The sequence below is a fragment of the Lysinibacillus sp. BNK-21 genome (assembly GCF_048684915.1).
Lineage (GTDB): Bacteria > Bacillota > Bacilli > Bacillales_A > Planococcaceae > Lysinibacillus > Lysinibacillus capsici.
Genome location: NZ_JBLQTS010000001.1, coordinates 1,720,385 through 1,742,432, shown reverse-complemented (window position 1 = coordinate 1,742,432; position 22,048 = coordinate 1,720,385). Strand labels below are relative to the sequence as shown.

23 protein-coding genes and 1 pseudogene are annotated in these 22,048 nt (G+C 37.3%); 8 read left to right on the top strand and 16 right to left on the bottom strand.

Features of this window, described 5'->3' with window-relative positions:
• Nucleotides 1-47: 47 nt before the first annotated feature.
• The 8 genes from ACMGGO_RS08780 to ACMGGO_RS08745 all read right to left on the bottom strand — a co-directional run bounded on the left by ACMGGO_RS08780 (nt 48) and on the right by ACMGGO_RS08745 (nt 7,879).
• Complete coding sequence (locus tag ACMGGO_RS08780) at nt 48-683, bottom strand: 50S ribosomal protein L25/general stress protein Ctc (RefSeq protein WP_420281792.1); 636 nt, start codon at nt 681-683, stop codon at nt 48-50.
• An 82-nt stretch (nt 684-765) separates the two neighbouring features.
• Complete coding sequence (gene cntE, locus ACMGGO_RS08775) at nt 766-1,962, bottom strand: staphylopine family metallophore export MFS transporter CntE (protein ID WP_112118409.1); 1,197 nt, start codon at nt 1,960-1,962, stop codon at nt 766-768.
• A complete protein-coding gene (locus tag ACMGGO_RS08770) occupies nt 1,959-2,771 on the bottom strand; it encodes an ABC transporter ATP-binding protein (protein WP_281216276.1) in 813 nt (270 codons plus the stop codon). The genes cntE and ACMGGO_RS08770 overlap by 4 nt, the downstream gene beginning before the upstream one ends.
• Nucleotides 2,765-3,637: an ABC transporter ATP-binding protein gene (locus ACMGGO_RS08765; protein WP_420281791.1), complete on the bottom strand. Its 873-nt coding sequence runs from the start codon at nt 3,635-3,637 to the stop codon at nt 2,765-2,767. Before ACMGGO_RS08765 ends, ACMGGO_RS08770 begins: the two co-directional genes overlap by 7 nt.
• A 17-nt stretch (nt 3,638-3,654) precedes the next feature.
• Entirely contained in the window at nt 3,655-4,458 is an 804-nt protein-coding gene (locus ACMGGO_RS08760) for an ABC transporter permease (protein WP_269898253.1), read from the bottom strand.
• Nucleotides 4,458-5,399 (bottom strand): ABC transporter permease, encoded by a 942-nt coding sequence (locus tag ACMGGO_RS08755; RefSeq protein WP_420281790.1) that lies wholly within the window; start codon nt 5,397-5,399, stop codon nt 4,458-4,460. The genes ACMGGO_RS08760 and ACMGGO_RS08755 overlap by 1 nt, the downstream gene beginning before the upstream one ends.
• 5 nt (nt 5,400-5,404) lie before the next feature.
• Nucleotides 5,405-7,012 carry a nickel ABC transporter substrate-binding protein gene (gene nikA, locus ACMGGO_RS08750; RefSeq protein WP_420281789.1) on the bottom strand — a complete coding sequence of 536 codons (1,608 nt, stop codon included), beginning with the start codon at nt 7,010-7,012 and terminating at the stop codon, nt 5,405-5,407.
• A gap of 162 nt (nt 7,013-7,174) precedes the next feature.
• Nucleotides 7,175-7,879, bottom strand: a complete 705-nt coding sequence (locus ACMGGO_RS08745) for a YjjG family noncanonical pyrimidine nucleotidase (RefSeq protein WP_279495320.1) — start codon at nt 7,877-7,879, stop codon at nt 7,175-7,177.
• Between the two features lie 62 nt (nt 7,880-7,941).
• Here ACMGGO_RS08745 and ACMGGO_RS08740 point away from each other — a divergent pair, with 62 nt between their 5' ends.
• Both ACMGGO_RS08740 and ACMGGO_RS08735 read left to right on the top strand, forming a co-directional pair.
• A complete protein-coding gene (locus tag ACMGGO_RS08740; RefSeq protein ID WP_420281788.1) occupies nt 7,942-8,787 on the top strand; it encodes a hypothetical protein in 846 nt (281 codons plus the stop codon).
• 14 nt (nt 8,788-8,801) lie between these two features.
• Entirely contained in the window at nt 8,802-9,056 is a 255-nt protein-coding gene (locus ACMGGO_RS08735; RefSeq protein WP_066037785.1) for a hypothetical protein, read from the top strand.
• A 281-nt stretch (nt 9,057-9,337) separates the two neighbouring features.
• Here ACMGGO_RS08735 and yfkAB read toward each other — a convergent pair whose 3' ends face one another.
• Complete coding sequence (gene yfkAB / locus ACMGGO_RS08730) at nt 9,338-10,441, bottom strand: radical SAM/CxCxxxxC motif protein YfkAB (protein WP_066037786.1); 1,104 nt, start codon at nt 10,439-10,441, stop codon at nt 9,338-9,340.
• Nucleotides 10,442-10,663: 222 nt separating this feature from the next.
• Here yfkAB and ACMGGO_RS08725 point away from each other — a divergent pair.
• A pseudogene (locus ACMGGO_RS08725) lies at nt 10,664-10,867 on the top strand (radical SAM/CxCxxxxC motif protein YfkAB); the annotation flags it as partial.
• A 93-nt stretch (nt 10,868-10,960) separates the two neighbouring features.
• Here the strand turns inward: ACMGGO_RS08725 and ACMGGO_RS08720 are convergent.
• The 6 genes from ACMGGO_RS08720 to ACMGGO_RS08695 all read right to left on the bottom strand — a co-directional run bounded on the left by ACMGGO_RS08720 (nt 10,961) and on the right by ACMGGO_RS08695 (nt 16,295).
• Nucleotides 10,961-12,175, bottom strand: a complete 1,215-nt coding sequence (locus ACMGGO_RS08720; RefSeq protein ID WP_420281787.1) for a hypothetical protein — start codon at nt 12,173-12,175, stop codon at nt 10,961-10,963.
• Between the two features lie 13 nt (nt 12,176-12,188).
• Nucleotides 12,189-13,016 (bottom strand): hypothetical protein, encoded by an 828-nt coding sequence (locus tag ACMGGO_RS08715; protein WP_420281786.1) that lies wholly within the window; start codon nt 13,014-13,016, stop codon nt 12,189-12,191.
• Complete coding sequence (locus ACMGGO_RS08710; RefSeq protein WP_066037788.1) at nt 13,013-13,702, bottom strand: ABC transporter ATP-binding protein; 690 nt, start codon at nt 13,700-13,702, stop codon at nt 13,013-13,015. Before ACMGGO_RS08710 ends, ACMGGO_RS08715 begins: the two co-directional genes overlap by 4 nt.
• On the bottom strand, nt 13,699-14,088 hold the full coding sequence (locus ACMGGO_RS08705; protein ID WP_004230719.1) for a GntR family transcriptional regulator: 390 nt from the start codon (nt 14,086-14,088) through the stop codon (nt 13,699-13,701). Before ACMGGO_RS08705 ends, ACMGGO_RS08710 begins: the two co-directional genes overlap by 4 nt.
• Nucleotides 14,089-14,799: 711 nt before the next feature.
• Nucleotides 14,800-15,795, bottom strand: coding sequence for an LLM class flavin-dependent oxidoreductase (locus ACMGGO_RS08700; RefSeq protein WP_103118359.1), 996 nt, complete (start codon nt 15,793-15,795; stop codon nt 14,800-14,802).
• 74 nt (nt 15,796-15,869) lie between these two features.
• On the bottom strand, nt 15,870-16,295 hold the full coding sequence (locus ACMGGO_RS08695) for a hypothetical protein (RefSeq protein ID WP_048392403.1): 426 nt from the start codon (nt 16,293-16,295) through the stop codon (nt 15,870-15,872).
• Nucleotides 16,296-16,510: 215 nt separating this feature from the next.
• Between ACMGGO_RS08695 and ACMGGO_RS08690 the strand changes: the two genes are divergently transcribed.
• From ACMGGO_RS08690 to ACMGGO_RS08670, 5 genes are all read left to right on the top strand, one after another.
• Complete coding sequence (locus tag ACMGGO_RS08690) at nt 16,511-17,278, top strand: sulfite exporter TauE/SafE family protein (protein ID WP_066037790.1); 768 nt, start codon at nt 16,511-16,513, stop codon at nt 17,276-17,278.
• A gap of 153 nt (nt 17,279-17,431) precedes the next feature.
• Complete coding sequence (locus ACMGGO_RS08685) at nt 17,432-17,950, top strand: sigma-70 family RNA polymerase sigma factor (protein WP_004230723.1); 519 nt, start codon at nt 17,432-17,434, stop codon at nt 17,948-17,950.
• Nucleotides 17,943-18,833 carry an RsiV family protein gene (locus tag ACMGGO_RS08680; protein ID WP_054550465.1) on the top strand — a complete coding sequence of 297 codons (891 nt, stop codon included), beginning with the start codon at nt 17,943-17,945 and terminating at the stop codon, nt 18,831-18,833. Before ACMGGO_RS08685 ends, ACMGGO_RS08680 begins: the two co-directional genes overlap by 8 nt.
• Before the next feature lie 148 nt (nt 18,834-18,981).
• Entirely contained in the window at nt 18,982-20,106 is a 1,125-nt protein-coding gene (locus ACMGGO_RS08675; RefSeq protein WP_420281785.1) for a GerAB/ArcD/ProY family transporter, read from the top strand.
• The gene (locus tag ACMGGO_RS08670; protein ID WP_048392399.1) at nt 20,106-21,587 is read left to right on the top strand and encodes a spore germination protein; all 1,482 of its coding nucleotides are present in this window, start codon (nt 20,106-20,108) and stop codon (nt 21,585-21,587) included. Before ACMGGO_RS08675 ends, ACMGGO_RS08670 begins: the two co-directional genes overlap by 1 nt.
• A 39-nt stretch (nt 21,588-21,626) precedes the next feature.
• Here the strand turns inward: ACMGGO_RS08670 and ACMGGO_RS08665 are convergent, their stop codons facing one another.
• Nucleotides 21,627-22,046: an SRPBCC family protein gene (locus ACMGGO_RS08665; RefSeq protein ID WP_387255165.1), complete on the bottom strand. Its 420-nt coding sequence runs from the start codon at nt 22,044-22,046 to the stop codon at nt 21,627-21,629.
• Nucleotides 22,047-22,048 lie beyond the last annotated feature (2 nt).

Genomic DNA, 22,048 nt, shown 5'->3' with positions numbered 1-22,048 from the left:
AAATAACAAGGAGCCCCTTACGTAGTGTAAGGAGGCTCCTCTTTCCTTTATGCTTCTGGTTCAGCAGTATTTTGTCCTGTTGCTTCCATCACTTCTGGTGTATCGTCCACTGTATCATCTTCCTGTACGTTTTCAGCAGCCGGTGGTGTAATCGTCACAAGTGTGTAGTCATCCTCTTGTAAAATTTCAAACGAGAACTGTTGACGAATATCTCCGACGTATAGAGAAGTCCCAATTGCAACATTTGTAACATCTATTTCAATGGTTTCTGGAATGTCAGTTGGCTTCACTTTAATACGCACTTCACGATTAGGCTGGAGCAGGAATCCGCCATCAGCAACTCCAACTGCATCCTCAATTACAGTCACTGGAATATCCACTTCTAGCTCCTCTGACATATTGATGGATTTAAAATCCACATGCTTAACATTCCCTTTTAATGCACAACGTTGTACCTCTGTTAAAACTGCATTAATGCGTTTTCCTTCAACATCTAATTGGAAAACACTTTTCGTACCGTGTGTAGCTAACATTTTTGAAAAGGCTCTCGCATCTAACATAATTGCCGTTGATTCCATTTGAAAGCCGTAAACCACACCTGGAATGCCCCCATTTTGTCGAAGCTGTGTTAAAGAAGATTGTTGTCCCTTTTGACGTTTACTGGCAGTTAAAACCATATTCATCGAATATTTCCCCTTTCATGGAAACTAGTCTCATAAAAGGTTTTGCCTTTTCTATTGTATTTTATACATAGCAAGCACGCGATTATTTGGTCAGTATGGTAGTGGTAATTTGCCTCTCGGGATTACCGTTACGCAATACAACACAGAGTGCGATAATCGCTAAAACCGTACAAACCATAAACATGACCATATAGGATGTAAATTGCACAATAAAGCCCATCAAAAACCCACCCAACCCAAAGCCTAAATCATAGGTAGCTAAAAATAAACCTAGCAAAACATTTCTCGATTCTTGTGGTACAACAAACGACATATATGTAGTAATTGTCGGATATAGCATCGCTGAGGCAAGGCCATTGAAAACAGCGGAAATATAGACAAAAGATCCTATTTCAGGTAAAACAGCAAGCAACGTTGTGCCCAATATGGAGCTGAAAAGCACACATGCAATAAATTTCGGATGCCATTGTCCATCTGAAGGAATAGAGCGTCGCAATACAAAGCGACTACCCACCACGACCAATGCCTGTAACGTTAAATAAACAGCTGGATTCCCCACTCCCTCGGTCAGCATAAACAATGGTAAAAAGGTGGTGATGGCGCCAAAAATAGCAGCACCAAGAACCATAACGATTGCTGATATGACTAGCCCCTTGTGTTGTTTTACCCCCTTCATGGCGGCTATCAGCTCTCTTGTTGTCACAACTTCTGTGTCTTCCTTTGCTTTTGGTAAAGGGGAACCAATAAAAAACAGTAGTGGCAGAAGAGCCAACATAACCACAAAGATTAATAAATCCTGTCTATCCAATTGCGTCCACAAGAGTAGCGCTACTGCAGGTCCATATAAACCAGGTACAACACTGGATAAGGAATACATCGACATGCCTTGCCCCCGATCATGGTCGTGTAAGACAACTGTAATACCTAGCTGCATCGCCATAGAAAAGAAAGCGGTGATGATACCCTGTAGGACTCGTACTAAAAAAACACTATCAATACCAAATATGACATAGATAAGCAGTGCAAGTGCATGGCCTACTAACAGCCATTGCATAATCGTATAAGGACTATGCTTGGCGACCATTTGGCCAGCAAAAGGTCTTAATAGCATACAAACAAGCATATACATGGCCATCATGACTCCAATTTCACCCTCCAAGTACCCCCCATCCGCTGCTTCTAATGGAAAAATAACTGTCAACACGGCATTGGCGGTAAAAAAAATAATCGCAAGCCCATATAATTGCATCATGCGAAGGGATAAAGGCTGAAGTTTCATGAGACTTTCTCCCCTTGCAACGAAGAAACTTTTTGACGATTTATAGGTAATCTAGAGGCTAATAGGCGTTGGCTGGTCGGGTGTGTCATAAATGGAATACGAGACACTTCCTGAAGAAACTCCACCACTTCACCCTGGTCTACAACAGCTACTTCATCTGCAAACAAACTAACTGCGTGTAAATCGTGAGTAATAAATAAATAACTGAAGCCTCTCTCCTGTTGCAATTGTTTCAGGAGTTTTAGGATACTGATTTGTACCAATATATCTAAGCTATTAATGGATTCATCTAAGATGATGAGCTTAGGCTCTGTTGCTATCGCCCTTGCGATGGTCACTCGCTGTAACTGACCACCACTTAATTGATGAGGGTATTTTTGAGCATCTCTCTCAGATAGTCCCACCTGTACTAAAAGCTCCTTTATTTTTTCTAGCTGCTGTTGTTTTGTCAACTGTAAATGACAATTCATTGGCTCTGCAATGATGTCTTGAATCTTCATTTTCGGATTCACAGCACTATGGCAATCTTGAAAAACGATTTGAATATTTTTTTGTAATAGCTTCTTCTCTTCTTTAGATGTAGTTGCTAGATTAATATGATCGAAGTGAATGGTACCGCTATCTGGCTTTTCCATACCTATTATCAGCTTTCCTAGTGTGGTTTTGCCACTACCGCTCTCTCCGACAATGGCTAAGCAACCCCCTTGCTTCAAGGTGAATGACATATTTTTCACAGCTTCTATTGTTTCATGTTCCCCAAACAATCTCTTTTTTCGATAGGTTTTAGATACTTGTTGGATTTCTAACATCGGTTTTCCTCCTGTCTTACCCAATAGTTCGTGTCTAGTTCATATAGAATTCCGTTTGTATCACCTGACCAGCTATCCACAAGTTTTTCAAGTTGATCATCCTTCCTTTTCGCTGCGACTAATGCTTTGGTATAGGAATGAACAGGGTTTTGTAATAGCCGTTCGGCTGGACCATATTCCATGATTTTCCCTCTTCGCATAACAACAATTTGATCTGCCATTCGGGCAATGACGCCAAGATCATGTGACACAATCAGCATCGTTGTCTGATATTGTTGCTGACAATGAGACAATTCCTCTAAAACCTTGAGCTGTGTCATCGTATCAAGGGCTGTTGTTGGCTCATCTGCAAGCAAAAGCTTTGGACGAAGACTCATAGCCATGGCAATCATGACACGTTGAAGCATGCCTCCGCTTAACTCGTGAGGATATTTTTTTAACAGTCTTGAATCGGTCAATTGAAAAAAAGCAAGTTGCTCAGTTGCTATGTGCAATGCTTGTTTTTTACTGAGCGATCGGTGTGCCTGTACTGTTTCAATCATATGGTCTCCTATTGTTATAATAGGATTAAACATAGCCATAGGATTCTGCAATATACATGCTACGTCATTGCCCCGAAGGCCTCGCAACTGCTGTTCATCCATTCCCAGTAAGGAACGGCCTTCCAATAAAATGTCTCCCCCATAGTGTCGAGACTCCCGAAACAGTTGCAGGATGGCATAACATAGCATCGTTTTACCGCTACCACTTTCCCCGACAATACCAAGCGTTGTACCAGTTGGAATCTGGAAATCAACATGCTGCACAACTTTTTTAGGTCCCTGCGCTGTTTGAAGCGTAATTGACAAATCCCTTATCTCTAACATATTGTCACCTCTTCTTCTTATATTTTGGCGTCCATAGCCGTACGAAGGGCATCCCCAAACCAATTAAAAATAAGAACGGTTAATGAGATCATGATACCTGGTATAAACATAAGCGTTGGTTCACTCATTAAATAGGTTTTACTATCATTAATCATCATGCCCCATTCTGCCATCGGTGCCGTAACACCTAACCCTAAAAACGACAGCTCCGAAATTAAAAGTATTGTGGAGCCAAGCCCGATTAGTTTTAACAAAAATATTTGTGGAAAGACAAACGGCAATATATGCCTCCTAATAATTTTTCGTTTCGGTACACCTGTCAGCCGTGCATATTGTACATAAGTGCTTTCTTTTAAAGAACGCACCATATTGCGAATGATACGCGCAAAACCTACCCACGACACAAAACTAATTGCCACAAACATATTTTTAATGCCACCACCTAACGCACCTACAATGACAAGGGCAAAAATAAAGTCAGGAATGGATAGAAGAACATCACAAATACGCATTAATACTAGATCAACCAGCCCACCGATGTACCCCGCCAGACACCCTACAATGATGCTAATGATTAAGGTAATGAATAGTACGCCAGAGGCTAGCAGAAGAGAGGTGCGTGTACCATACAATAAACGAGATAGCACACAGCGCCCTAGGTGATCTGTACCTAACGGGTACTGCATAGAAAACCCCTGTAATTTATTGGCTATATCTGTTGTATAAGGATCATGAGGCGCTAACCAAGGAGCAAATAGAGCCATCACAACTAGCACAAGTACAAGCAAGCTACTGATGATGAGTGACAGATGCTTTTTCATTAAAGAGCGCCTCCTTTCAGCCTGACACGTGGATCAATAACCGCACAAAGTATATCTGCTATGAAATTGACGATGATATATAATCCCCCAATGATGACGATAAAGGCTTGTAGTACAGCGTAGTCTCTTGCTAACATAGCCTCCACAATAAAGTGCCCTACGCCAGAAATGGCAAAAACATTCTCAATAATCGCTGCACCCCCTAATAAGCCTCCACAGGTCATGGCAAGGGATGTGATAAGTTGTGGTAAAATGCCTTTGAAAATATGTGTACGCAAAATAACCGTTTCTTTTACACCTCTTGCACGGGCAAATAGAACATGCGGTTTCTTCATTTCTTCTCTCATGCTTGAGCGGATGAGCCTAATGTAATAAGGGATAAATCCTAAAGCCAGTGTTATCGATGGTAAAATGACATGAGCAAAACTTCCCCACCCCATGAGTGGTAAGACGCCCCATTTCAAAGCCACTGTGTAAATGAAGAGAAAGGCCAGCCAAAAACTGGGCATGGAGGCGATTGTAAAGATAGCAGTACGTGTAAGCCAATCGAGCCACCCACTGTTTTTACTTGCAGACCAAATACCAATAGTCAAGCTACTGACAATAATTATGACTAATGCTGTTACCGCTAAAAGAAATGTCGTCTCAAAGCGTGGAAACAGTTCTGTTGCCACAGCCTTTTTCGATACAAAGGATGTTCCAAAATCTAATTGCAATGCATGGCTGAGCCAAGCAATATATTGCATCCACAAAGGTTGATCGAGACCCATATCTTCACGCATACTTGTCATGGCCTCTTCAGTAGCTGGAATTTGATTGATTGTAAAATATGCTTCAACGGGATCAACAGGAATGAAACGGATTAATCCAAAGGCGATGATGGTTATACCAAACAATGCAAGTAACATACTCACTAGCCGTTTAACAAAGAATGCAAACATCTTGATTATTTCACCTCATATTGATTGAGTGGCACTTCAAATTGCTGCATAGAAAACGATAAATTGGCTAGACGTTGATTGGCCACCAAATAATTTGTCCGATAAGATAATGGCATGAAAATCGCCTCTTCATGAATGGTTTGTAAAATGGTTTCATACAGGCTCTGTCTCTCTGATTCATCAGTTGAGCGAATCACTTTCGCAATATTCGCTGCTAATTGTTCTGAATGTGCTGTGCCTTTTAACGCATAATAGCCAATTTGCTTTTCCCCCGTCATCATTCGTAAATACATATGGGGATCATAAGGTGCCCCCCACGTATCATTCATAATGACATTGAACTCACCTGTTTTACTTCGCGTTCGAAAAAGTTGATCTTCTTCTCCAATCAATTTGACATCAACGCCTAATTCACGCCATACGCCCTGTAAATATTCAAAAATAGATTTATGCACTTGGTCATTACTGTTATATGGAATTGTGATGGCCAATGCTTGACCGTTTTTGGATCGAAACGGAGCCCCTTCTGCAAAATTCCAGCCTGCTTTATCCAATAGTTGCTGAGCTTTTTCTAAATCATAGCTGTAAGACTCAAATGGAATATCACTATACGGAAATCCTGGAGCAAATAAAGACTTGGCCTCTTGTTCAATGCCATTTAATACATGTTTAATAATTGTTTGTCGATCAAAAGCATACTGCAAAGCAAGTCTGACATCTTTATCTCGCGTCACGCCATAGTATGAATTGAAAGATAGTATTCTAGTAGAGGAAGGTTCAGAAATTAGCGTTTGATATTGCGGATTTTTCTCCAAAGCTCGGAGTTCCTCAGGTGCTAATTGACCACTTCCGAAAATTAAATCAATATCTCCTTTTTCAAGTGCCATCATCCGTGCTTGTGAATCAGGAATAATTTTGACGATGACCTTTTCTAGCTTAGGTTTCTCTCCCCAATAATGCTCATTACGTGAAAACTCAGCAAAATTGTCTTGCTTGTAATCAGTTAAAATCCAAGGACCTGTTCCAACCGCTTTTTCAATGCCTTCTTTGGTTGTCCCACTTGCTGGGAAGCCACTATCCCCTAACATACGTAATGGACGAATCAACGTTAATTCCTGTAAAAATGGATAGTAAGGCTCTTTTAAATGAATCTGTAATTTCAGTTTATCTAAGACTTCTACCCGATCAATGACTGCCACCACTTCTAGCCAACTATGCGGTGCAATATTCTGTACTACTGTTTCGATATTACGTTTAACATTGTCAGCCGTAAGCTGAGAGCCGTCTGAATACAAGACATTGTCTCGTAATGTAAATATGTAGCTCTTACCGTCTTGAGACATTTCCCATGCTGTTGCTAATCCTGGCTCTATTTGCCCATCATTTCCATAGCGTACAAGCGGATCGTATAACATTGCCTGAGCAAACATTTCATTTGGCGCATACAGGTGTGGATTTACTTCTCCAATATCCTTTGGCCAAGAAATGGTTAAAACATGTTCATTTTCACCTTTTGCCTTGTCTTTTTTTGTCTTGTCATCTGAATTTCCGCAGGCCACAAGCATACTTCCACTCACAATCAATAGAACTAGTAAACTCATTATTTTTTTCAATATACTTTCCCCTCCACTTAAATAGTAATGATTACTATTATCATTCAAAATCGAATTTTAAATGATTCATGACTTTTTGTAAAGTAGATATTCAAAAATAAATCTTAAAGACATAAAAAAAACACCTCCTCTGTCCACGGAACAAAGGAAGTGCCTTCTGTCTTAATATAGTGCTATTTTTGTATGCAATAGCTCTTGTAACTCATGCAATTTTTTAATTTCATAATGCGGTTCAATATCACTCGTATTTTCAACATTGCGGATGTTAAACCAGCATGTATCAATGCCTGACAGCAATCCGCCTTTAATGTCTGATGTCAAAGAATCGCCGATTATAAGCGTTTTAGCTTTATCAAAATGCTCAATCCGCTCAAATACATAATCAAAAAAGGCTGGCATTGGTTTTTGATAGCCCGTTTGCTCGGAGATAAAGATGCCTTTAAAATATTGTGCTAAATCGGCATCCACTAGTCGTTTATTTTGTGTCAACGTTACGCCATTTGATACGACATACAAATGATAGTGATTGGCTAGTTGAGCGATGACTTCATAAGCTCCCTCTACATAATGATGTGCTTCCTGTAAGTATTTTTGGAATAGCGATTCAAAGTAGACGCCATCGACCTCCATCCCAAATTCCTTTAAAGCAACCGCAAATCTTGTATTATGTAGGGTATTTTTTGTCACTTCCCCACGCTCAAAAGCTCGCCACATCGATTCATTAATTTCTTTGTAGCGCGCTATCATCTCGGGCGTAGTGGCTATCTTTTCCTCTCTGAACATGCGGTCAAGTGCTGCATTTTCAGCTAAATCAAAATCTAGTAATGTATCATCTACGTCAAACAATAATATCTCATATTTCGTCATGTTCATTCCCACTTTCTTCGATGCATTGTGACTATTTACTCTATATCATGATAACGTTTTTTATGAAAAATAACAGTAAAATGTCCTATGACAGAATATTAGAACATGTATGCGCTTTATACACATGCTTATCCGTCCACACAAAAAAAATACTTACAGGTAACATAGTCGCAGCATTGCTTTTAGCTGGTCCATTATCATTGGCTGGTACACAAAATACGTTTGCAGCTTCTAATGAGAATGAGTTTTCTAATATAGAGAACTTAAATTTTACCGAATCTGGCCAAACATTCACATTAGTTTATGATGAAGGTGAAACAGATTTTAACATTGAATATAATGGTGATAAAATGTTGTTAACTACTACAACTGGTAACAAAATTCATACATTTGAATATAATGAAGGTGATTCTTTTGCTATAATGGACGGAGAAAAAGTGGAATTATCTTTTGAAGAGTTTGTTGACCCTACTAAAGTCAATGATGATTCCCAACCTATATTTAGTGCTTATAAAGCAGATGATTATACACCTGTCTATATGTCAACTGCAAAAATCAATTTCGATAAAATGGTCACAGATGTATCTGATATTGTGACAGTAATTGGTGGTGTTATTGCAATTGGAGGAATTATCGGAGCTGCAATTACTAAAAAACAAATTGCATCAGTAATAGGAAATTGGGCTGGGGCTGTAGGGTTCGCCACACTTATAGTATCTAAGACATTTTCTGGGAAAATCACATATGATCAGTACAGAACTAAGGGTCTAGTTGATACAGGATATGGAACAAAATACCATGCAATTAGAAACGATAACGTTAGAGTAATTGCTTCCGTTGCAGGTTTTAGTATGAATGAACAATTAAGAGGTACTGGTGATTGGTATTTTAATACAAAGCCATATTAAGGAGGTTTATAGGTTTGCAAAAGTCTAGCATATTTAATAGAATTGCGTTAGTAGTGCTGTCTATTATGGTTATCGGGGTTCTTTATTCTTTCATTTGGCATAAAGAGAGTTTTGATAGACCAATTTGGATACAAGTTGTTATGACTTTTTGCTTTTTAATGTTGAGTATAAATAACTTTAGACTAAGGAAGTACGCTATGGGTTGGATTTTTGCTGGAGTAGTAGTAGCTTTTGGAATCAGTATATTTTGGGGTACTACTGCTGTTTAATCAATCAACACCATGTCAGTAAACTAAGATCAGCCAACAATTTCTTGTTACATTTTATGACAAAACCTCAAATTCAGATAAAGAGTAAAACGACTGTTTAAAAAGAATGGTCTTACAAAGACACAAAGCCTGTGATAACAGGCTGTAGGCCTTTGTCTTTGTGTATTAAGGTACAAGTAAATTGTGTTTTGAAAAACTTTTAAATTTAAACTGAGTAGAAAAATTATATAGTATATCCTAAGAAACCTCCAATGGTTATTCCAATGGAGGTCTTCATTTCATTATTTAACTGAGCCACTAATAAATGTTTTATCAGGATAATACATATTCTTTACAATTACATTTGGTCCTAAACATTTGACTGCTGGACAGTGGCAATTAATTGATTTAGAAATATTGGAATCTAACCACCGTTCGTAAATTTGAGGTAATGATTCATTTTTTATATTTCCGAAAGCCGAACCGTCATCTGAGAAATCCGTAACCGATATATCCCCAGTGAAAATATTTAAATTCATTCTTGATCGTCCATCAACATCATTTCTGATTGTTATATTATGTTCACTATTGATTCGCTTGATTAACGCTAAATCTCGCTCATCTTGACTACAAGGGTAAAATGGCAATGTACCAAACAATACCCATATGTCTTTATTTCTATAATCAAGAATTTCATTCACAACTTTTCTGTATTCCTCCAAACTAATAACTTCTAAATTTTCAGCGAAGTCACTAGCATACATAGGATGAATTTCGTGTCGCTTACATAACATTTCGTTAGCCACTTCATTATGAATTTTCTCCATATAGGGGACAGTATTACGATTTAACATTGTTTCTGCTGATACAAACATCCCTCCTTTTGAAAGTTCCCTTGCATTGTCGAAAATATTACGATATAAATTGCCTCTATATTCAATTGAAGGTTGCTTATCCATCATAGCGAAGCCTGTTTCAACAAATTCTTTTTCATCACACCAGTTATGCGATATGTGCATAACATCTAGATAAGGAGCAATTAATTCGTAATGAGACATAGGCAAAGTTAAATTCGAATTAATTTGCGTCTTAATTCCCCTACCCTTAGCGTATTTCAAAAGTGGTAACAAATTTTCCTTTATTCCCTTTTTAGTCATTAAAGGTTCTCCACCTGTAAAACTCATTGTACGTAAAGTTTCCACCTCATCTAACTTGTGGATAATTTCTTCTGTAGGTAATGCTGGTAATTCTTTGGTTAATAATGTGTAGCCAACTGCACAATGCGAACATCTCATATTACATAAATGTGTTGTAGTAAATTCAATATTTGATAAAGTTAATTTCCCATACCTATCAATGTCATGGTAACTTTCCCATTCATCATGAGTTTTCTGTACTGTAAACATATAAAAAACTTCCTTTCCATGCTTATAATTTTCGCACAGATAAAATAATTTTTAAAGTGCATTTATTTATAAATTATCTCGGAATCGAACTTAATCTTTATTATAACTTTTTTATTATTTTGTTTACATCTGCTCTATTTCTGACAACTCTATCTTCGTATCCTCTTTTATCTTCTATACAATTAATTTTTCTTGCGCCACTTTGTAATTACAAGGAGTTAAATTACCGACTTTGGTGACACACCAGCCCTCGGCAATATTGTGCATGACGAACTACCATTGATTTTTGATAAATGGATGGCAACCGACTTAGCAAAATCGCTTAACTGCCATTGTCCAGCAGTCAAATGCTTAGGGCCAAATGTACTTGTAAAAAATATGTATTATCCTGATGCCGCGTTTGTGAGTGGCTCTGCTCGTGTATAAGTTCATCGATAAAGAAAGAAACTCCATGTTGAACAAAGACTGATCAACATGGAGTTTCTTTTATAAATTGTAGGTTGTCCTTATGCATGCTCTTTAATGCATCGTATATAATTGTTCGATCCTAAGAGAGGAATCCGCCTCTTGATTTTTTTTGTCTTCGGAAATGATTTTCCCTTCATAAATCAATCCACCTGTACGTAAATCAACGATAGACAACCACTGTCCATCAGAAACACGATATACTAAATAAAATTTTCCCTCTGCTATACGTAAATATGGAGCATCATTCTCATTCGCAATGCTTGAATATTGAAGGGTTAAGGGTTCTTCCCACTGTTTCTTTTCAATATGATAACGATTCAGCGTTAGACCATTGGCTGAATAAACAGGAATATATATTGTTTCTTTATGAATCAGCATTGACTTCCGATAGGGTTTTAATTCTTCTGGCATAATCCATTCCTCTGCTTCATTCTTGGCATTATCATAGAGATATATTTGACTAGAGATAACTTCTAGCTCAGTATTTTCTTTTGGCTCACTGTATTTTTCTACCATATATAAATAATAATTTTCGTTTTGAGTAGTAGTATTGTATTCATTAAAAATACGGATACTGGAAGTGCCTCTTTCTTCTGACACTAATTCTGCAAGGATGGCATCCTTTACTAATTCCTTCTTCTCCTCATCAATCGTATAGACATGCAACTCTTCCCTAGCTTTTATAAGATAGTTGGCTGATAAATAGTTTGTTGTTAAAATATTTATCTTTCCATCTCCTACGTAGACGTCATTCACATTAATCCAATCATAGCTAGCTTTGACTGGTATATCGATTTTAAAGGAAGAACTGTCATTTGTATTTTTATCAAGTATATCAATTTGAAGCGTTACGACATTGCTAGCTTCTTTTCCACCATCATCTAAAAACGTTGTGTAAATCAAACGTGATTTGTCTTCATAATATTTTCTTGGATCAAATTCTTTCCCGCGCATAAAATTACGGTGTTCCTCACTATATTTTCGAAGAATCATAGGTTCATTCGGTGCCATCAAATCTCTAAAAAAAGACTGATTATTGGGATTCGTGGAACCATCCTTTGATATGTACAACATATGATAAAGATCATTACTCTGATAACTTGTTTGAAGAATAAGATTTTCGATTTCTTCCTTATTTCCGCTGATCGTTTCAATTTTATAGGATCTATCATTTTTAGAAGCCATTGCTGTTTTTTGGATATAGTAAGAACTGATAAACACCACGATGAAGAAACTAATACTGATTGTTTTCCAATATTTTTTCATTGTTATACCTCCTCTAGACCCTGATTTTATATTTTAATAAATGATTCGCAATCCAAATGGCACTGCCTAAAACGATCATGCTCGTTACCAGTACCATTAAGAAAATTTCAAGTGGGTAAAAGTAATTTGTATAAACATTAACTAATAGGATTGGAGCAAAAAATACCCCAAGTGACAGTAAGCCATAAAAAATAGCGTAAAAAATCCCTTTTAAACCATAACTTCGCTCAATTAAAATCGCGGTAAATATTACTGCCACGAAAAGTAACCCAAGTGCATATACCAGGATAAACTCTGTAAAGTTAGTCGGATACAGCCACCTCCACATATTTAAAGTAGAACTAGCATAAATTGAGAAATTTGATTGGAGGTCTATTGGTATAATCTTATTCACTATTTGTTTTTCCATCAAAATTAGCAAGATTTGCAAAGCAATCAAGCCAAGAACTAAAAGCATAATCGTCGTTAATTTCGCAAAATAAATGACGATTCTTTCAGTTGGTAACATGAATAATCTGTAAATAAATGTATTTTTACCCAACCAATCTCGATACCAAATAAAGAAAACATAAATCATCAACATGGCGATACAAAAAAAGATTGGCAGCAGAAACCATTCTGAATCAGTGAATCGATCGAAAGAAAAAGTCCCGTATTGCTCCACATACTGGTTCATGGATAACTGGTTTTCTGCCATCAACTGTTTAGCATTTTTCATATAGGTTTGTGAGATAATTCCCGCTCCTATAAGCTGGCTGAGCATGGTCAAGCCTATTAAAATCAAATACAATTTAAAAAATCGATTTACTTCAAAATTAACAAGTTTTAAATAGTTTTTCATGCTCGATATACCTCCCTCATCACATCAACCACTGATTTCCCTTCATTTTCACGTACTTCCTCCACGCTAAATTCCCTCAATACTGCACCGTCATCAATAAGGACTGCTTTATCAATCAAATGCTCAATATCACTAATTTCATGCGTTGTTATAATGACACCACGTTCTTCAATTAAATGGCTTGTAAACACCTCTGCAATCTGCTCACGAGAGAAAATATCAATGCCAGAGAATGGTTCATCCATCAGTAAATAATCGACATCAAGTGACAATCCCAGTAGCATATTCACTTTTGCTGTATTTCCTTTCGATAAGTTAGCAATACGTTCATTCGGATCAAGTTTAAAAAATTGTAGTAATTCTTCTGCCCTCTGAGGATTCCAGCTTTTATAAAAATCAGCCATGAACGCAAAAGCTTCATTGATTTTCATTTGTGGCAACATCGTTATTGTGTCTGGGATGAAGGTTATTTTTTCAAAACTTTCTTTTGTGATTTTTTCTCCATCCATTAAAATTTCACCACTATTAATTGGTGTGAGCGCCATAATAGCTTTCATAATGGTCGTCTTACCTACACCATTTATTCCTATTAAACAAGTAATCTCTCCTTTTTCTGCAGTAAAAGAAATGTCTTTTAAAACCTGTTTCCTGCCGTATTTCTTGTTAACATTTTTTACTTCTATCATTTCGATTCCTCCGCTTCTCCGCTTTCGGCATCATGTTTTTTCTTTACAAGTTCCAATACTTCGGCTAAAGGCACATCGATAGATTTAATAGAGCCTAAAAATAAGTCAACCGCTTCGATAATCAATTCCTCACGGACATTTTTAAGGACTGCTTCATCTTTCGTAATGCAGCTAGGCATATTCCCCTCTGTAAAAATCAATCCTTGTTCCTCCATTTCCTTATAAGCTCGTTGCGCAGTATTTGGGTTAATCTTTAACTGATTGGCTAATTCCCTTCTGGATGGAATCTCCTGACCTGGCTCATAAAATCCCTTGGCAATTTGTTCTTTCAAATGCCGAATAACTTGGACATACACCGGGTCCCGATTATTAAAATTTATAGTCAAATAACTCAACTCCTCAAAAATTAATTCCGCGTATTAACCACTTAATACACAGTATGTAGAATGATGGGTTGCACCTATCAACATGGACATATTTTTTCTCTCGTTAACACCTCAGTGTATTAAGCGCTTAATACACCGACAATAAAAAAATGTATTAAACAGTTAATACACTTCTTGAAATGTATTATATGCTTAATACACATTTTAAGTCAACCACATTTATGGAAATATCTATCAATAATTAAAATCACAGCCAGTTGTACAAGTAGCATGTACATCATGGATGCCAATATACTTTTCTTCAAACAGACGAGTGTTTTTATCTTCATTGTTAACTGGTAATGACTGTATGTTTTCTTGTAATTATTTTTTAGCACAAAAATATTTTATGTTCACAAGAGGTATAAGAAATAGAAGTTGAGCTATACTATTAAAGATTTCACTTCAAATCCAATGACTAGGAGGGTTAACCCGATGAGTGCGATTGATCGATAACTCAGAAGGACCATCAAAACTGAATAAGCTAAAGTACAGATTTCTTAGGAATATCTTAAGATCCTATGCGGAAGCGAGGCAGTGTGTCATGGAGCAGAAAATGTAAGTGGTAATCAGACCCGGAAATTCATTTCCGGGTTTTTCTAATTGTAAAGCCGTTATTCTAATTCAGCTAAATACATAAAAGCCATATTCAGATGAATATGGCTTTTCCTCTTATCCAATTAATTCCTTTGCAAGGAATCTATAGGTATTTAAACGACTTTCTAATTCATATTGATTGCAATTTAGCATCACTTCATCAAAGCCATAGCGTTCTTGCTCAGCGCTTAAAAAAGCAGCAATGTCTTGGGGTGTCCCGACAAGATTCGCCTTGCGATTATTGTCAATCGTCAATTTATCCATTTCAGTTAATGGATAATCTTTCGCTTCTTCGGGTGACATTGTTTGAATGATTTGCCCTTTCATTAATTGAAGACGAGAAATATCAATCGGTTTAGCTAAATATTCCGCTTCTTCTAGGGTTGGGGCAACTGTTGCTGCATATGTCACAATGATTTGTGGTTTATCCATATAATAAGAAGGCGTAAAATAGGCTTTATAGGCATCAAAGATATCCTTTGACATATTGCCCGTGAAAAATTGTGCATACGAATAGCCTACTCCCAGCTGGCCAGCCTGCATTGCGCTCTGACCACTAGAACCTAGTAACCAAGCCTCTGGTAATGAAATATGAGCAGGAGCTGCAATGACTTGATCATAGACATGTTCACCTGTTTTTTGATTATTCATTAGTTTTAATATGATTTCTAGCTTATCATACTGTTCTGTGAAGCGTTGTCGCCTTCCCTCTGCCAAGGCATAGATAGCGGCATGATCACCACCAGGAGCTCTCCCCACACCAAAATCAATACGATTGGGTGCCAGCCCCGATAATGTTTTAAAGACCTCTGCTAGCTTATAGGGTGAATAATGCATCATCATGACACCACCCGTACCAATGCGAAGCCGCTGTGTTTTAGCAGCTAAAAAAGCAGCAGTTACTTCAGGAGCTGAACTCGCCAATGACTGGCTATTATGGTGTTCAGCAAGCCACATACGGTGATAGCCAAGCTCTTCACCTAGCAATGCCAGCTGTTCTGTACGTTGGAAGGCCTCTTCTGCAGAATGACCTTTTGGAATCGGCATTTGATCTAAAATACTTAATCTCATGTAAAACATCCTCTCTGTCTCTAGCTCCCCCTTTTACTGTAATACAGTTTGGATGATTTACAAAATAAAAAACCTTACTCATAAGCTAGTTGTTTCTTTTCCCAAGTGTGATAGACCATGCCAACAAGCTTTTGTTGTTGTTGCTGGTTTAATACGACTTCTTTAAATTTCATTGCCTCTAGGGAAAATTGCTGCGTTTGTTCGTTCACGACAAATTGGAGAATAGCATGTCCTTTTTCGTCTTGAAACGTAATATCACCTGACAATTCTACAACTTGCTCCCCAGTTTTTGCTTCATAATAGCGCCAGTAAGGTTCATAAAAAGCGTAATTAAACGCATTTCGAACTGTGACATCTGAAAAATTCTCCAAATAGCCTTCCTTTACGGTATCAATATACTCATGATCTGTTATATCTTTTTTTGCATTAAAGACATACCCTACAAGTACTCCCATAAACACAACACAGAGAAATACACGTATATGATTTCCTAAACTCATGTCATCACGTCCCCTTTACGTAAAAACACCATTATCTACATAATACATCAAAATAATGACTCCAAGTAGAATTTTTTTGAGTTATGTAGAAATTATCGTCATTTCTTATTGGATCACTTCATTTATTTCTATTAAAAAATAGCAGCTAGAGTATTTACAGCCTATCCTCAGTTCGCTACTATCAGATTATTATGATAGAAAAGAGATGACCTTTTGTGCCTTTTGATTTAGATGTAAATATTTTATTAATTTTAATCCTCTTCGGTTTTTTAGCAGCCTTTATTGATTCAGTGGTTGGAGGAGGTGGGCTTATCTCATTACCAGCTCTTATGTTCGTTGGTCTTCCTCCCTCTGCTGCAGTAGCAACCAATAAATTGGCAGGTACAATGGGTTCCCTTACTAGCACAGTGACATTTTATCGCTCTGGTAAACTAGATATAAAAGCCGTCTATAAGCTATTCCCCTTCGTCTTTTTTGGCTCTATGCTGGGTGCTTGGATTGTCCACTTAATGGACCCAAGTGTACTGAAGCCATTAATGCTGATTATGCTTGCAGTCGTTGCCATTTATACCATCTTTAAAAAAGACTGGGGCAGTATGACCACCTTTAAACAATTAACCCCTAAGCGTTCTATTATTTTTGTTTTCGTGATTACACTTATTGGCTTTTATGATGGCTTTTTAGGTCCTGGGACAGGCTCGTTTCTACTCTTTGCTTTTCTCATAGTTGGCTATGATTTTTTACAATCAGCAGGAAACGCCAAATTTTTAAATTTCGGCAGTAATGTAGCTGCCCTCCTTATGTTTATATACTTAGGACAAATAAATTATGCCTATGGACTACCAATGGGTCTTGCGCAAATTGCAGGAGCTATTGTTGGTTCAAAATTTGCCATTAAACGCGGCAGTGGCTATGTACGTAAATTATTTATCGTTGTGACCATTCTATTACTCTTGAAAAATACATATGACTATTTTTCATGATCAGCCGTTATACTAACGTATGCCAATACTATAGAAGGATCAAACTTATCTCAATTGGGGTAAGTTTTTTTCATGGTATCAACTTTTTCCCTCTCCTCGTACGTCTAGTAAATGTATACAATTTGATAATGTTAAAAAGGAGCTTCTTTGGACATGAGAACAAGAAATGCATTTCAACATGAAGAGGTGTTTGTCCAATTCATTCGAGAACAAAAAGAGCGTTTTTATTTGCTCGCGTATAGCTATACAAAAAATGAACAGGACGCACTAGATGTTGTACAAGACAGTATCCAAAAAGCCATGCTTTCATTAGATCGACTTGAGAATGTGACCTATATGAAAAGCTGGTTTTATAAAATAGTTGTTCGTACAGCCATAGATTTTTTACGTAAGCATAAACGCTTACAAGTGACAGATGATGATACATTACAATATTTAACACCTGCTCAAGAGGATGTTTATGAGAATGTTGACTTGGAGCATGCGTTGGATGAACTCCCGCAAATGTATCGAGAGGTTGTCATTCTCCATTATTTCGAGGATTTAAAACTCGCTGACGTGGCGAACATCCTCGACATTAAGTTGAGTACAGCCAAATCGCGTCTTTATAAAGCATTAAAACTATTGAAAATCCAATTGGAAGATGTGAAGGGAGAAACTGCACATGGATAAAAAATTACAGGAGTTAGAAAAACAATATATGAAAGTCCCGATTCCAAAAGAGCTAGACTTCGTGGTTGAAAAAGCACTTAAGCAAGGTCGAAAAAAGAAAAAAAATCGTACACCTCAATGGGTCCTTGGATCTGCCGCTGCAGCCATGCTATTTACAGCTGGTTTAAATGTAAGTCCTGCAATGGCACGCACACTCTCAGAAATTCCCGTGGTTGGTAGTGTGATAAAAGTATTGACTTGGACAGAATATGAAGTGGCTGAAGATAATTATGATGCCAACATTAAAGTACCTTCTATTGAAAACTTAGAAAATCAAGATCTGGCGAATACATTAAATGAAAAATATCGTGCAGAAGGTAAGACACTTTACGATGAATTTATGGCAGAAGTGGGCGATTTAAAATTAAATGGCGGTGGTCATTTAGGTATTGATAGTGGCTACGAAATCAAAACTGATAACGAACAAATTTTGTCGATTGGCCGCTATGTAGTGAATACCGTTGCTTCTTCTTCAACGGTGATGGAATACGATACGATCGATAAAGAAAACGAAATTTTAATTACCTTACCAATGCTCTTTAAAGATCAACACTATATTGAAACAATTAGTGAAAATATTAAAGAACAAATGCGTACACAAATAGCTGAATCGAATCAAGATAAAGTTTATTGGGTAAAGGGTGCTGGCCTTGCCGATGAAGAGTTAATGGAGGAATTTACAACTATTAAACCTGATCAGCAATTCTACATTTCTGATAAAGGCAAGCTTGTGATTTCCTTTGATAAATATGAAGTGGCACCTGGCTATATGGGCGTTGTAGAGTTTGAAATCCCAACAGATGTCTTAAAAGAAGATCTTGTAAGCACAAAATATATTCATTAATTTAGCTTACTTTTCCTATGACGAGGTATTGGATGATGGTGTCATCCAATACCTCGTTTTTTCATGAAACCATACCATTTTCTGCTTATAAAGCCGACTTTTTTTGTCAAAGCTAATATGTATCAATCAATGTTAGAGGGTTTTCAACATGAAAAGTGTAGGATCAATCAGTATTTTACATGTCATCTTCCTATCAATGACTGTTATTGGCTTAAAAAATCATGTAACCATTATTCCTCCGCTACTAGATGTGGCCAAAAGAGATGGCTGGCTATCCGTATTGTTTGCTGGAGGAATTATTTTCTTTTGGCTATTTTTATTAGTATATATTCAATCAAAATCTAATCAGGAGCCCATCCGAGATTGGCTTGATTCAAAAATCGGGAAAATTGGCTCTACTATTGTTATTTATACAGTTGCTATTTTTTTAATGATTATGGCAGCTTTTACAATGGTTGAAACATTGCAATGGATTAATACTACATTTTTACCGCAAACGCCTGTTATCATCTTATTATTTATCTATACCATTCTGTGTATTCTTCTTGTGGCGACTAGCTTACAGACAATTGTCATTTTAAACGTTTTTGTATTATTCGGTGTAGTTATCTTTGGCTTTTTCGTTGCCTTTACGAACATGCAGGTGAAAGATTATGAATTATTGCGTCCATTTTTTGAACATGGATTCCAGCCTGTATTGCGAGGCATGATTTTCCCTGCATCCGGGTTTATTGAGCTTTTAATGTTGCTATTTTTACAGCATCAATTTAAGGAACGTATTCGCTGGTACCATTTTGCTATTATGCTGGCCATTTTAGTAGGACTGACATTAGGACCATTAATTGGGGCCATTACAGAATTTGGACCGAATGAAGCAGCTAAGCAACGCTATCCTGCCTACGAAGAATGGGGATTAGTGACAATCGGTCGCTATATCGAGCATCTTGACTTTTTCTCCATTTATCAATGGCTGACAGGAACCTTTATTCGTGTTAGCTTCCTTTTGTACATTGTGGCAGATTTATTGAAGATGACAGGAGATCCCAAGCGTATATGGCAAATGCTTGCTCCTCCCTTCTTTATTCTTTGTTTACCATTAATCATGCTAAATGAAAGCCTATTTTTAAAAGTAAAAGGACATTATATTCTGGCAGCCACTTTTATTTTTTTCTTTTTACTGTCAATATTTTTCGTAGTCGTAGCTTTCTTGTCGGATAAATCTTCTAAAAAGGGGAAAACTGAAAAACAAGATAAGAAAAGTGGTGAATCATAATGCCTCAGCAAGAACAAGCGCTAGATCTTAGTACGCTCAGAAAATTATTTCAAAAATCAGCAGATATTCAATTTCAGGAATATATGTTTAATCAGCAGAAAGTACACTTTATTACGTGTGATGCTATGATTGATCAACAAATGCTTAATGAAGTGATTATTCAACGTATTCAATATTTATATGATCATTTGGATGAGGTTCCCTTTGAAGAGAATATCGCAAGGCATCTTCATGTTCCAAGTATTCAAAAAGTACAAGACAAGGAACAGCTGATAACTTTTGTCTATAGTGGCTTCTTGTTGTTGTATTTTGACGAAGACAATCTTTTATATGCAAGCAATATTGCCCAAAAGCCGAATCGCCAGCCTGAAGAAACGCGCATGGAGGTTCTTGTTAAAGGGCCCAGAGATAATTTCATTGAAGATATTCGCGTCAATATCGCACTTATAAGAAAACGTTTGCCGACCAATTCATTTTGTGTGGAAAAAGTGGAGCTTGGGAAACGATCAAAAACTACGGTAGCCATTCTTTATTTTGATGATATTGTGGATATGGATATTTTACATGGCATCAAAAAGCAGCTTGCTGCTGTGGATACAGATATTGTTTTTAGTGGCGATTTATTGATGGAACGGGTGAATAAAAATTCCAAGCTTTTTCCGAAGTTTGATTATACTGGACGACCTGATTATGCGGTTCAGGCCTTAGCAAGAGGACGTTTTATTATTTTTGTAGATGGCGTCGCCTATGCCATCATTACCCCTGTCAATTTGTTTCTCTTACTGAAATCAGCTGAGGATAATGAATATCCTATTATTTTCAGTTCACTGGAACGATTATTAAGAATATTTGGTATTTTAATCGGCTTACTACTTCCTGCATTCTGGCTTGCCTTGACAACCTATCACCAAAACCAACTGCCGCTTCAACTACTCGCAACCGTCGTGCAAGCGAAGGCTGGCTTACCGCTCCCCTCTTCGCTTGAAATGTTGCTGATGCTGCTGATGTTTGAATTATTTCGTGAAGCAGGCTTGCGTCTCCCTTCCGTTATTGGTGGGACCATCAGTGTTGTAGGTGGATTAATTATTGGGGATGCAGCCATTCGAGCAGGTGTAACGAGTCCTGAAATGATCGTTGTCATCGCTATTTCTACCATTGCTTCCTTTACATTAGTGAATCAGTCACTTGTTACTTCAGTTAGCATATTACGCGTTGCCTTTATCTTTGCTAGTGCCTTTTTCGGGTTATTTGGCTTCTTTGTTTCTTTATACCTGACACTGCTTTATTTAAGTAATATTCGAATTTACGGCTACTCTTACATGAATCTAGCAACAGATCTAAATTGGGCAACCATTAAAAAATCCATCTTTCGATTATCACCCAAAGGCTATACTGAGCGGAACAAAGCGCTTGCTCCTCAGGATTATACACGAACTTCAAAAGGGCATGAGAACAAAGATTCTCCACATAAAAACAAATAGCATCCTTATCCATTGTGAAGGGATGCTATTTTTATTCGCTCAACTATTTTGGACTCTTTCTTTTATAAGGTCCAGTACACTTTCCCAATGACCTTTCATTTCTTCTCGTACTGTCTGATTAGAAAGATGTTCTTGATGAAAGCTAATAGTTGTTTTATTACGCTCTTTGGGTAAAATACGGATTTGTACGGTAGATGGTTTTGACCACTCTTCCTTTTGCCAAGTCAATCGAAGCTGCTCTAATGGTTTAACAATCCTGATTTCGCCTGTCCCTGTCTTTGAATGGTATTTGTACCCAGGTTCGAATATAACTGAAGTGTCTTCCCCCAGCCATGTACGTACTCCTTCTGTTGTCGTAATCAATGCCCATGCTTGCTCCTGCGAAATTGGAAATGTCCTTCTAACCCCGATTTGAAAACCCACACTTTTCGTTTGACCGATAATTTTTTCGTTATCCATTG

Bases quoted from the DNA above. Each gene is read 5' to 3' on its own strand.
- ACMGGO_RS08780 (WP_420281792.1), bottom strand. From the start codon at position 683: ATGAATATGGTTTTAACTGCCAGTAAACGTCAAAAGGGACAACAATCT.
- cntE (WP_112118409.1), bottom strand. From the start codon at position 1,962: ATGAAACTTCAGCCTTTATCCCTTCGCATGATGCAATTATATGGGCTT.
- ACMGGO_RS08770 (WP_281216276.1), bottom strand. From the start codon at position 2,771: ATGTTAGAAATCCAACAAGTATCTAAAACCTATCGAAAAAAGAGATTG.
- ACMGGO_RS08765 (WP_420281791.1), bottom strand. From the start codon at position 3,637: ATGTTAGAGATAAGGGATTTGTCAATTACGCTTCAAACAGCGCAGGGA.
- ACMGGO_RS08760 (WP_269898253.1), bottom strand. From the start codon at position 4,458: ATGAAAAAGCATCTGTCACTCATCATCAGTAGCTTGCTTGTACTTGTG.
- ACMGGO_RS08755 (WP_420281790.1), bottom strand. From the start codon at position 5,399: ATGTTTGCATTCTTTGTTAAACGGCTAGTGAGTATGTTACTTGCATTG.
- ACMGGO_RS08745 (WP_279495320.1), bottom strand. From the start codon at position 7,879: ATGACGAAATATGAGATATTATTGTTTGACGTAGATGATACATTACTA.
- ACMGGO_RS08740 (WP_420281788.1), top strand. From the start codon at position 7,942: ATGAAAAATAACAGTAAAATGTCCTATGACAGAATATTAGAACATGTA.
- yfkAB (WP_066037786.1), bottom strand. From the start codon at position 10,441: ATGTTTACAGTACAGAAAACTCATGATGAATGGGAAAGTTACCATGAC.
- ACMGGO_RS08720 (WP_420281787.1), bottom strand. From the start codon at position 12,175: ATGAAAAAATATTGGAAAACAATCAGTATTAGTTTCTTCATCGTGGTG.
- ACMGGO_RS08715 (WP_420281786.1), bottom strand. From the start codon at position 13,016: ATGAAAAACTATTTAAAACTTGTTAATTTTGAAGTAAATCGATTTTTT.
- ACMGGO_RS08710 (WP_066037788.1), bottom strand. From the start codon at position 13,702: ATGATAGAAGTAAAAAATGTTAACAAGAAATACGGCAGGAAACAGGTT.
- ACMGGO_RS08700 (WP_103118359.1), bottom strand. From the start codon at position 15,795: ATGAGATTAAGTATTTTAGATCAAATGCCGATTCCAAAAGGTCATTCT.
- ACMGGO_RS08695 (WP_048392403.1), bottom strand. From the start codon at position 16,295: ATGAGTTTAGGAAATCATATACGTGTATTTCTCTGTGTTGTGTTTATG.
- ACMGGO_RS08685 (WP_004230723.1), top strand. From the start codon at position 17,432: ATGAGAACAAGAAATGCATTTCAACATGAAGAGGTGTTTGTCCAATTC.
- ACMGGO_RS08680 (WP_054550465.1), top strand. From the start codon at position 17,943: ATGGATAAAAAATTACAGGAGTTAGAAAAACAATATATGAAAGTCCCG.
- ACMGGO_RS08675 (WP_420281785.1), top strand. From the start codon at position 18,982: ATGAAAAGTGTAGGATCAATCAGTATTTTACATGTCATCTTCCTATCA.
- ACMGGO_RS08670 (WP_048392399.1), top strand. From the start codon at position 20,106: ATGCCTCAGCAAGAACAAGCGCTAGATCTTAGTACGCTCAGAAAATTA.
- ACMGGO_RS08665 (WP_387255165.1), bottom strand. From the start codon at position 22,046: ATGGATAACGAAAAAATTATCGGTCAAACGAAAAGTGTGGGTTTTCAA.